A 10,664-nucleotide genomic window follows, 5' to 3' on the forward strand; every position below is an offset into this window, starting at 1 on the left:
GTCCCGTTGGCACAGTGTTCAGAAGGGCCAGAGATCGCGCAGGATGTCGCCCAGCCGTCGGTTGGTATCGATGGTCGGCACGACACTCATCCCAACGCGTAACAGATGGCTCGGATCGGTTGCCTTGTCGATGAGGATTTTCACCGGGATTCGTTGCACAACCTTGACGTAGTTGCCGGTCGCATTCTCCGGCGGGAGCAATGAAAAGGCGGCTCCCGTTCCGGCCATGACACTATCGACCCGCCCTGAAAAAGTATGGTTCGGATAGGTGTCGACCTTGAATTGAACTTGTTGCCCCGGCTTAACGTTGGTCAGCTGGCTTTCCTTGTAATTGGCAACGACCCAGCTGTCGTTGAGGTCGACGATTGCCAGCAGCGGCTGCCCTGTCTGGACGGTGTTGCCAGGTTCCACTGACTTACGGGTCACATAGCCATCAGCCGGGGCATAAATCCTGGTGTACGAGAGATTGAGGGTTGCCTGTTTCAGGACGGCGGCCCGCTGGGCAACCCGAGCCTCCTTGCTTCCACTGCCCGATAGTCCGAGTTCCGCCCGTGCCTTGCGGACCTCTTCCGATGATTCGCGCAACTGGGCGGCAGCAACGCGACGAGTTGTCACGAGGCGGTCCAGCTGTTCCTTCGGAATGACTTCCTTGGCAAAGAGCGCATTTCCCCGGCGCAAATCGATGTCAGCCTGCTCAAGCCGGGCGGCAGCGTTGTTCTCGGCTGCCCGCGCTGCTTCGATCTTGGCGTAGTCGCCGGACGTCTCGTTTTTGGCCATGTCGAGGGACGCGGTCGCTTCCCTGACTTTCGCATCGTAATCGGTCGGGTCAAGGGTGACCAGCAGATCGCCCTTTTTTACCAATTGATTGTCGTTGACGAGCACCGTCGTTACTGTGCCGGATACCCGTGGCGATACGGAGTGGATATGCGCTTCGATAAAGGCGTCATCGGTCTCGACGTGCCCTTTGCTCCAAATGAACCAATGGAGGCCGAACCCGGCGCCGACGATGATGATAACCAGCAGGACTATTCCGGCTTTCGTGCGTTTGCCACCGCTCTTCCTGGCGGGGGTAGCCGAAACGTTGTCCGATGATGCTTCACCGTCGGCCCCTTCGGCCAGTGGCGTTTCCTGATCCAGTTCCAATGCCATGCTTACAGATCTCCCATAGCTTTTTGCACTCGTGCTGATGCCACCTGATAGTCATATATAGCCCGGAAATAATCGGTTCTGATTTGGGTCAGCAAAGTCTGGGCATCAATTACGTCGGTGGCGGTACCGACCTGCTCCTGATATCGGTCCCTGTTTATCCGCAGATTTTCCTCTCCCTGCTTGATCGCTTCCTCAACGGTCTTGATGCGTTCGGCGGCGACATTGGTATCATTGAGAGCCGTCTGCAACTCCAGACGGATCTGTTCTTTTGCCATCCTGAGGGCGTCCCGGTTTTTGCTGAGGCTGCGTACCGACTGGCGAAGGCGAGAGGTTGTCGCCAAGCCGTCGAAGAGATTAATCCGCAAGCCAATGGTGGCGGAGTAAATTGCCTGCTCGCGAACCTTGCTGTTTTCGACGTAGTCGACGCCGGCGGTTGAATATATCTCCGGGAAATAGCCGGTCCGGTTTTCGGTCACCTCGGCTTCGCCAGCTTCGACAGTCTTGGTAAGAGCCGCTATCTCCGGTCGCTTGGCAAACGCCTGTTCCGGTGCGTTATCCCCCTTCACCACGGCTGGCGGAACGTTTTCATCGGTTAGCTCGGCCCGGTAGGCCAACGGTTGGCCAATGAGATAGTCGAGATATAACCAGCGGTTGTTGAGTCGATTGGTCGCGGCAAGACGATTCTGCTTGCTGTCGGCCAGTTTGACCTGCGCCTGGAGAAGGTCGTTACGGGTCACAACACCTTGCTCATAAAGATTTTTTGCCACCCGCAGGTGATCTGTGCGCTGGGTCACCTCGTCATCGGCCGCCTGAATGAGTTTCTGGGCTTCGAGAATGCCGTAATACGCTTCGACGACCTGGAGGAAGGTGTCTTTTTCTTGGGCGGTGTAATTGTAGCCGACCGAATCGGTGAGGAGACTGGCGCGTCTTTTCCGTGCCGCCGTCCGACCAAAATCGTAGACGGTCTGGGTTGCGGTAAGACTGAAAAACCCGAAATCGGCATCCTGGGTTTCCATTGCCTGCGAGCCGATTGTGATAGCCTGCGGATCAAGTTGAAGGGTGTAGCCGCCGTTAAAGTCGATTCTCGGCAGGTAACCACTTTTTGCCTGGACAATATTTTCCGCGGCAATTGCGCGATCATGGGCCGAGACGGTCAGTTCGTAATTTCCGGATGATGCACGCTGGAGACATTCCGCAAGGGTAAGCGTCTCCGCGTGGACCGCTGCAGGGATGAGCACGGTACAAAGCGCGGCAATCTTTACGATGATCGGTAAATTTTTCATGATTTGTTCTCCGGCCACTGGCGAATTTTCTTGAGGATGGTGCGGAGGTTACCTTGCTCGTCGGCTGAAAGCGGTGCCAGGTAAAGTTCGGTGACATCAAGGGCAATGGCGCACAATTCGCTCTCGAGACTTTTGCCCCGGTCCGTCAGACAGATGCGGTAGGCGCGGCGATCTTCAGGGTGCGGGCAACGCTTAAGGAGCTCAAGTCTTTCCAGACGGTCGATAAGACCACCGATGGTGGTGCGATCAATCTGGGTCTTGTGGGAAAGTTCGCTCTGGGAAAGACCATCTTCTCGCCAAAGGAAAGCCAGAAGACTGAACTGTTGCGGGGTTATATCGAACTTGTCCAAGCGTTCCTTGAACATTCCAAAGCCCCGCTGGTATGCCTTTGCCAGAAGGAAACCGATACTCTCTTCGATATTGTACATGGCGCCTCTTCCGTTGTCTCCCAGAATGACCAGGCATTATACAGATGGTCAGTATACTGTCAAATAAATAGAATTTCATCCCTCCCGGCAGGGCGGGTGAAACCGAGACGCGGTGATTGCGCCGTCGGGGAGAGCTTAGAGGGGGCATTCAGACAATCAATGTGGGGTATTATTCCGGGAAATTTTTTCTTCCCTGGAGCCGGGTCCCGCAGCCGGCACAGGGAGCGGCGGGGATGAGGCTGGAGGAGCTAGCACGCCAAGGGGGGATTTACTCAGGTCATCATAGAGAAAACGATAGAGACGGGCACCGGTCAATACCTTCTTGACGTATTCGCGGGTCTCGTAATAGGGGATATTTTCGATGAATTCGTCTTCCTGGTCATAGGTCAGCTTGTTTCGCCAACGGTCTACCGGGGTTGCACCGGCATTATAGGCGGCTATTGCCGAAACGACGTTGCCGTTGTAGCGGTTCAGCAGGTCGAGCAAATGCTTGACGCCAAGCCGAATATTGAATTGCGGTTCCGTCAGCCGAGCCCGTACAGCGGCACTTTCCCGTTCTTTAGACAGGCTTTTTGCCGTTGCGGGCATGATCTGCATCAAGCCGACCGCCCCGGCCGGTGATACCACTTTGGGCGAAAAGCTGCTTTCTGCTTTGATGATGGCATAGATGAGTTCTTCCGGAACGCCCTGTTCACTGGACTGTTGTGCCACGGTTTGGTGGAAAGCCCGAGGATAGAGGATATTCCACGTCAGAAGCGTATCCGAGTCGAAACTGCGCGGCGGACCAGAACGGAAAAGGGCCGCCGCCGCCGCGTAATCGTCCATTTCCAGGTAAAGACGCGCAACGCCCTGGAGTGTTTTTGGGTGGCGGGGATTTTTTCTTACGGCCAAGGCCAGTTCTTTACGAGCTTCGTCCCAAAGTCCGATATTCATCAGCGCTTTGGTGCGCTCGTAGCCGCCAGGCAAGGCCAGAGAGGCAAGGGGTTCCCGGAGCGCGGCGATCAGCCCGGCTTCTTTGCCGTTGCCAGCAGCACGCAGTTGGAATGTGTAAAATGAAACCGGGAATTCCTCGGCCAGAGCAGTGAAACACTGGGCTGCCGAATCGGCTTCTCCGGCTTCCTTTAATGCCCGGCCCTGCCAGTAGAGAGCTTTTTCCCGGTATTCGGCGCTCGAGGCAACAAGCTGGAAATATGCTGCTGCCCCTCGGTAATCTTTCGTGTTGTATCGTGCCCAGGCATCTTCCCACTGGATGCGAGGCTTGAGCCGAGTAGTGGGATAACGTGAGAGAATCGTCTCAAGAGTCTTCAGTTCGTCAAGATAACGGCCGCGGAATTTATCAATGTAGGCAATCTCAAGTAAGGCATCGTCGGCAAGTTCGGACGGCGGCGTCGAGCCGGCAAGTGCGAGATACACGATAATGGCCTGGTCTTGCTGGCCGGTCCGGTCGAGGGCTTTCGCCTGCCAGAAACATGCTTCGTCGTGGAAGGAGGTTTTGAGCTGGCGATCGAGAAGCGAACCGAAAGTCTGGAGGGCGTCACGAAAACGTCGGGCGCGGTATTGGGCCTGGCCGGTCTTGAGATCAAGGCGGGTGTTGAAATCTGTAGCTCCGTCCTGCCGTGGGATACGGTTGAGCGCCTCGACCGCCTTGTCGTATCGGCCAAGATTGTAAAGCGTTGACGCTCTCTTGAAGAGTTCATCGCTGGTATAGGGAGTTGCCGCGACCCCCTGTTTAGCCAACATGTCGAGCATCTCTTCAGCTTGAGCTGCAACTGGCGACGCCGGATAGAGCAGCCACAGGGTCCGCAGCTCCTGAACCGCTTGCCGTTGTTCACCCAGCTCCTTGTAGCAGAGAGCAATTTGATACAGCGAGGCGATGGAATCGCTCCCCGAGGGATAGAGTTCGACAAACTTGAGGTAGCCGCCCAATGCTGTGCGATAATCGCCGCGGGCGAAGAGAATGTCTGGTTTAAGGCGGTAGGCCTTTCGGGCCAGTGGCCCGTCGGACCAATTTTGCAGCACCTTGGATACGGCAACGAGGGCCTCATCGTAGCGCGCGGCGGCAAATAACGCTTCGGCTTGCCATTCCAGGGCATAATCAGTGAGGAGAGGGAGGTCGCGTGCTGCCTGCCCCAGCAGGTCGATGGCCTCCGGCCATTGTTCCAGCCGGAGGGCTGCCACACCGCACAGCAGCTCTTTCTCGGGACAATCTTTTGCCGTGCGCGCAAGGTCGGTGGCGCCGCGATAATCCTTTACCTTCAGCCGTTGTGCTGCCTCACGGAGCGGCGCGTCGAGGGTGGAGGGTGCGGCCTGTGCCGAAGCGGTAATAGGAAGCGTAGCGATTAGCAGCAAAAGAAACAAACTACGTGAAAACATCCTAAGGGATACCTCAATTGGAAAATCATGGCAGCTGTTGCGGGAATTCCCCCGAAGGCGAATCGTAGATCGAATTGAACCGCCGGGGGTCGTCAAGAAATAGTAACCGCAACGGTCGAGAAAAATCAAAAGGTTTTTATCCTGCCTCAAGCCGTATACGGATTGACTTTGCCGACCCAATAAAGGCATAGTAAGCAGATTTCGCTTGAATACCAAGGATCGTTCATGAAACAGAAAAAAAGTACCGTTATCAAATTTATCCGCGAGCAGGGTGGGACTGTATATTTTAAAGACCTGATGCTTGCCTTTGGCATAAATAAGGCACAACGCGGAAATTTCAAACTATTTGTCGAGCAGTTGGTCGCCTCTGGCGAACTTGTCCGGATCAGAGGCAACGGCTACGCGCTTCCTGGGGATGGCAACATCGTGACCGGCCGGCTATCGACGCATCCGGAAGGATATGGTTTTGTTATTCCTGATGATGGGGGTGAAGATATCTACATCCCCGCCCGTTATCTTCAGGCCAATATGCACGGCGATCTCGTCGAAGCCCGGGTTGAGATATTGAAGCGTTCGGGGAAAAAAGAAGGCCGGATCACCCGCACTATCGAACGGGGAGTCAAACGGGTTGTCGGCCGATACCATCTCGAGAAGGGCATGGGCGTTGTCGTTCCAGACGAGCTGCGAATTACCCGGCAGGTGGTTATCCCGCCGAAAGCAGCGGGTGACGCCCGTGACGGCCAGGTTGTCGTTGCTGATTTGACTTCGTGGCCGACTGAGCGGCAACAGGCGGCGGGGCGAATTTCCGAAATTCTCGGCTGGCCTGACGACCCGGAAGTTGAAGTTCGTTCCATTATCGCGAAATACGAGTTGCCGTTCACGTTCCCGCCCGAAGTCCTCGCCGAGGCCCATGCTGTCCCCCAGGAGATCCGTCAGGCCGATTTTGGCAACAGAACCGATCTGCGCGGCCATCTGACCGTGACGATCGACGGAGAGACGGCGCGCGATTTTGACGACGCCGTTTGCGTCAAGCGGGAAGCCGGCGGCGATATCCGACTTTGGGTGTCGATTGCCGATGTTTCCCATTACGTCAAACCGGAGTCGCCTCTTGACCGTGAAGCCTATCTGCGCGGTACGTCGGTATATTTCCCCGACCGGTGCATTCCGATGCTCCCCGAAGAACTCTCGAACGGGATTTGCTCACTCAACCCCGGAGTCGACCGGCTGACCTTCACGGCGGAGATGCTGTTCGGCCAAGAGGGCGACCTGAAAGCGTCGACCTTTTACCCGGCGGTCATCAAAAGCGCCGCCCGTCTCACCTACACCATCGTCCGGCAAATCCTGGTTGATCGTGACGAGACAGTGTTGACGGCTCATCGTCACCTTGTTGCCGATCTTGAAGTAATGAGGGAGTTGGCGCTTCGCCTGATGGAAAAGCGGCGCAAGCGGGGAAGCATTGATTTCGACCTTCCAGAACCGCAGATTGTCCTCGATCTGCAGGGCCATACCGAGGCTATCGTCAAAGCCGAACGAAACCTTGCCCATCGGCTGATCGAGGAATTCATGCTGGCAGCCAATGAAGCGGTGGCTGCCCACATCGAACAGCGCTCCGTTCCGTCGTTGTACCGGGTCCACGAACCGCCGGATCCGGCGAAACTCGCCGATTTTGCCGAATTCATCTTCAATTTCGGCTACCAGCTGCGGATTACGGAAGATGGTGCCGCCCCCAGAGAGTTGCAGCAACTGCTCGACGATGCGGCGGGCAAACCCGAGGAGCGGATGATCAATGAGGTATTGCTCCGCTGCATGAAGCAGGCGCGCTATAGTCACGAAAATCTAGGGCATTTCGGTCTCGCCGCCCGAAGTTATACGCATTTCACTTCACCGATCCGGCGCTATCCCGATCTCGTGGTGCATCGTATCCTCAAGGAAGTCCTCACCGGCAGAGTGAGCGAAAAGATGATTTCCCGTCTGGAGGAGACACTGCCCGCCGTTGCCGAACAAACGAGCAAACGCGAACGGGTTGCTATGGAGGCGGAACGGGAGATCGTAGCCCTGAAAAAGGTCCAGTTCATGCGTGGCAAGGTCGGAGAGACCTTTGACGGCTACATTACCGGCGTGTCCTCCTTTGGATTTTTCGTTGAGCTGATCGAGCTCTACGTCGAAGGAATGGTCCACGTGTCAACTCTTAAGGATGACTATTACAGCTACATCGAAAAGCAACACTCCCTCGTCGGGCAGCGAAGCAAAAAGGTCTTTCGGATCGGTGATAAAGTGCAGGTTGTTGTCGCGGCAGTCAGCCTGGAGCGCCGGCAGGTTGAATTCGTGTTGAGTGGCCTGGTTGTGGCGCAAAGTGAAATCGAAGGCAACGACGATGAAGCATACCGGCGGGTGCCGATCAGTGGCAAGCTGCCGAAGGGGTTCGCTGAGCGCCGCAAGCGTCAGACCAACGGCGAGAAACCAGGCGGTCCGCCGCGGCCAAAAGGGCGAAAACCGCGGCGGTGAAAGCTGTTGCGCATCTTCTTTGAGCTATGTTAGTCTTCAACCGTCATTTTTACCGCCAATAGGAATGCTATTCATGTCCGATGAAAACTTGAAGGTTCAACCGTTCCTCGAGCACCTGGTGGAACTCCGGAAGCGGCTCATTGTCTGTGTCGTGGCAGTTGTCATTGGCATGGGGCTTTCATGGAACATTTCGCCCGACCTGCTTGCGTTTATTACCAAACCGATTACCGGGCAGACCTATCTAACAGAAATCAAAAAACAGATTTATCAAGAGATTGCCAAACGGTCTCCGGCCGCCTACAAACATTTCGAGCTCGACAAACAAGCAAACGCACCGAAACAGGAACGAATGCTGAACTACAGTGCGCCGCTCGAGCCGTTCTTCGTTCAGTGCAAGATTTCGATCATTACTGGTTTTATCCTTGCTTTGCCCGTGGTCTTCTACCAACTCTGGCTCTTTATTGCCCCGGGGCTTACCCGCCGCGAACGCCGGCTTGTTTTCCCTTTTGTAACGGTCAGCACCGTCAGCTTCTGTGTCGGAGCTCTTTTTTTCCTGGTCATCATCTGGCCGGTCATCATCAATTTCTCTCTTTCATATGAAGCCGAGGGATTGCGCAGCTGGTTCAATCTGAGCGCCTACGTGAATTTCTGCCTCCGATTGATCCTGGTGTTCGGGTTAATCTTCGAACTGCCGATCCTCATGCTTCTTCTGTCCCGCTTTGGTATTGTTACGTATTCGTTCCTTGCCCGGAACCGGAAATACGCATTGCTTGCCAGTGCGGTAGTGGCAGCATTTCATGCGGACCTGATCACCATGTTCGTGATCATGGTGCCACTCTATCTGATGTATGAGATCAGCATCTGGCTGGTTCTCGCGTTTGGTAAACGAAAGACGGGAGAAGCCATGGCAGACGGTGAAACGGAGTAGGGCAGGGGCATGATCGTTTTCAGGAACATTGATGAAATTCATGAGCGGCTACCTCATCCGGTGGTGACAATCGGGAACTTCGATGGCGTGCATCTGGGGCACCGGGAGATCTTCCGCCGGGTGACACAGGCCGCTGCGACATTGGGGGGCGTATCGATGGTCGTGACCTTCATACCTCACCCCCTGAAGGTTCTCGGGCTCAAACGCGAACTGCGCCTCATCAATACCTATCCGGAAAAAGAACTGCTTATCGAAACATCCGGAATTGATTACCTGTTAACGATTCCGTTCACCCGCGAATTTGCCGCGCTCAGCGCCGAATATTTCGTTCGCGAAATCCTGGTCGGTAAAATCGGCATCAAGAGGCTGGTGATCGGTTACGACTATGCTTTCGGCAAAAATCGCGAGGGAAGCATTGAATTGCTCAACCGGCTCGGCAAGGAGCTCGGTTTCACGGTTGAGGTGCTCGAACAGGTCGGCCATGACAATATCGTCTACAGCAGCACTGCCGTTCGAAAAATGATCGCCGAGGGGCAGGTCCGGGAGGTTGTCAAGCTGATCGGCCGGCATTTTTCTCTCGGTGGCACGGTGGAGCATGGCAAGCATCGCGGCAAGGAGCTTGGCTTTCCCACCGCAAACATTGTCACTGAGAAGGAGCTCGTCCCGAAACCGGGAGTCTATGCCGTGAAGGTTAAAATCGATGGTGCTGAGTACGATGGCGCATGCAATATCGGCAACAATCCAACCTTTGGCAATGAGCGCGTTACTATTGAAGTCTTTATCTTCAATTTCACGGAAGACCTGTACGGTCGAGAGTTGCGGCTGTATTTTGTCGACCGGATTCGAGACGAACGAAAATACCCGGATGTCTCTACACTCAAGGCCGCCATTGCCGCCGACATCGAGCGGTGCCGGGCGTTGCTGGCAAATGTTTCGATTATTGAATACCATGAATACCTGGATGGGGATCGCCCGTGACGGCAGTGCTGTTTGACCGGCGTCTCTGGTTGGGGATCGGCATCAGTGCCGGTTGCCTGCTGTTACTCGTCCGTTCGGTAAACGGCACGGACGTGCTTCATGCCCTGGGTGGTGTTAACGGCTGGTACCTGATCCCGGCAGTAGCCATAACTTTTCTCGGTTATTTTTTCAGAGCGATCCGCTGGCGCTACCTGTTGGCCCCCCTGAAAAAGTCGTCTCTTGCCAATCTCTATTCGGCAACACTCATCGGCTACATGGCCAACAACCTTCTCCCGGCTCGGCTTGGTGAATTCGTCAGGGCGTATGCCCTGGCTGACCGCGAACGGCTGGAATCAAGTTCAGTTTTCGCGACCCTCGTTCTCGATCGCCTTGCCGACGGTTTCACCGTTTTGCTCTTGCTGTTGGTAACGGTTTTCACTCTTCATCTCCCGGCCGGCCACCAGTCGGTACAGGAAGGTTTGTTCATCGGTGGTTATGCGACTCTAGCTCTGTATGTGACGGTGATCATCTTCCTTGTCCTGCTCAAGAAAAACACCCTTAAAACGTTACGTTTCCTCGAGCGCCTGTTGCGTCCCTTTCCCGCACGCTTGAGCAGCAAGGTGATACCGCTGATCGGTTCGTTCCTCGCAGGGGTAAGAATTTCCCCGGTCGGTGCCGAACGGTGGGGAATCGTGATCTCCTCGCTGGTCATCTGGGGGCTGGCCATCTTGCCAATTGATCTGGCCTGCCGAGCTTTCGGCCTGGCTTTACCGTTGCCGGTTTCCGCCTTTATTCTGGTGTTACTGGTTTTTGCCGTAATGATTCCGGCCTCGCCCGGCTTCGTCGGGACCTACCATGCGGCTTGTGTGTATGGTTTGCTGGCCTTTGGTGTTTCTCGTGAGGAAGCATTGAGCATTGCCATCGTCATTCATGGCATCAACTTCTTCCCGGTAATCATTGCCGGGCTTTTCAGCCTTTGGAAGGCAAACCTCTCGCTTGGCGCCCTTGGTAAAAGAGCTGGCAAATGAGTTTCGAAGGCTG

At 55.3% G+C, this 10,664-nt stretch carries 8 protein-coding genes; 4 read left to right on the forward strand and 4 right to left on the reverse strand.

Going from position 1 to position 10,664, the window contains the following annotated elements; all coding sequences use genetic code 11:
* Nucleotides 1–18: 18 nt before the first annotated feature.
* The 4 genes from QMN23_RS10340 to QMN23_RS10355 all read right to left on the reverse strand — a co-directional run bounded on the left by QMN23_RS10340 (nucleotide 19) and on the right by QMN23_RS10355 (nucleotide 5,233).
* Nucleotides 19–1,149: an HlyD family secretion protein gene (locus tag QMN23_RS10340; RefSeq protein WP_281999236.1), complete on the reverse strand. Its 1,131-nt coding sequence runs from the start codon at nucleotides 1,147–1,149 to the stop codon at nucleotides 19–21.
* 2 nt (nucleotides 1,150–1,151) lie between these two features.
* Nucleotides 1,152–2,432, reverse strand: a complete 1,281-nt coding sequence (locus QMN23_RS10345) for a TolC family protein (RefSeq protein ID WP_281999237.1) — start codon at nucleotides 2,430–2,432, stop codon at nucleotides 1,152–1,154.
* Nucleotides 2,429–2,860 (reverse strand): MarR family winged helix-turn-helix transcriptional regulator, encoded by a 432-nt coding sequence (locus QMN23_RS10350; protein WP_281999238.1) that lies wholly within the window; start codon nucleotides 2,858–2,860, stop codon nucleotides 2,429–2,431. The genes QMN23_RS10345 and QMN23_RS10350 overlap by 4 nt, the downstream gene beginning before the upstream one ends.
* 156 nt (nucleotides 2,861–3,016) lie before the next feature.
* A complete protein-coding gene (locus QMN23_RS10355) occupies nucleotides 3,017–5,233 on the reverse strand; it encodes a transglycosylase SLT domain-containing protein (RefSeq protein ID WP_281999239.1) in 2,217 nt (738 codons plus the stop codon).
* Between the two features lie 225 nt (nucleotides 5,234–5,458).
* Between QMN23_RS10355 and rnr the strand changes: the two genes are divergently transcribed.
* From rnr to QMN23_RS10375, 4 genes are all read left to right on the forward strand, one after another.
* Entirely contained in the window at nucleotides 5,459–7,738 is a 2,280-nt protein-coding gene (gene rnr / locus QMN23_RS10360) for a ribonuclease R (RefSeq protein WP_281999240.1), read from the forward strand.
* Between the two features lie 73 nt (nucleotides 7,739–7,811).
* The gene (gene tatC, locus QMN23_RS10365; RefSeq protein WP_281999241.1) at nucleotides 7,812–8,666 is read left to right on the forward strand and encodes a twin-arginine translocase subunit TatC; all 855 of its coding nucleotides are present in this window, start codon (nucleotides 7,812–7,814) and stop codon (nucleotides 8,664–8,666) included.
* Nucleotides 8,667–8,675: 9 nt separating this feature from the next.
* Nucleotides 8,676–9,644: a bifunctional riboflavin kinase/FAD synthetase gene (locus tag QMN23_RS10370; RefSeq protein ID WP_281999242.1), complete on the forward strand. Its 969-nt coding sequence runs from the start codon at nucleotides 8,676–8,678 to the stop codon at nucleotides 9,642–9,644.
* Nucleotides 9,641–10,651, forward strand: coding sequence for a lysylphosphatidylglycerol synthase transmembrane domain-containing protein (locus QMN23_RS10375; protein WP_281999243.1), 1,011 nt, complete (start codon nucleotides 9,641–9,643; stop codon nucleotides 10,649–10,651). Before QMN23_RS10370 ends, QMN23_RS10375 begins: the two co-directional genes overlap by 4 nt.
* The last annotated feature ends 13 nt before the right edge of the window (nucleotides 10,652–10,664 follow it).

The sequence above is a fragment of the Geotalea uraniireducens genome (genome assembly GCF_027943965.1).
Taxonomy (GTDB): Bacteria; Desulfobacterota; Desulfuromonadia; order Geobacterales; family Geobacteraceae; genus Geobacter; species Geobacter uraniireducens.

Coding starts and splice junctions, on each gene's coding strand:
- QMN23_RS10370 (WP_281999242.1), top strand. CDS start 8,676: ATGATCGTTTTCAGGAACATTGATGAAATTCATGAGCGGCTACCTCAT.
- QMN23_RS10350 (WP_281999238.1), bottom strand. CDS start 2,860: ATGTACAATATCGAAGAGAGTATCGGTTTCCTTCTGGCAAAGGCATAC.
- tatC (WP_281999241.1), top strand. CDS start 7,812: ATGTCCGATGAAAACTTGAAGGTTCAACCGTTCCTCGAGCACCTGGTG.
- QMN23_RS10355 (WP_281999239.1), bottom strand. CDS start 5,233: ATGTTTTCACGTAGTTTGTTTCTTTTGCTGCTAATCGCTACGCTTCCT.
- QMN23_RS10340 (WP_281999236.1), bottom strand. CDS start 1,149: ATGGCATTGGAACTGGATCAGGAAACGCCACTGGCCGAAGGGGCCGAC.
- rnr (WP_281999240.1), top strand. CDS start 5,459: ATGAAACAGAAAAAAAGTACCGTTATCAAATTTATCCGCGAGCAGGGT.
- QMN23_RS10345 (WP_281999237.1), bottom strand. CDS start 2,432: ATGAAAAATTTACCGATCATCGTAAAGATTGCCGCGCTTTGTACCGTG.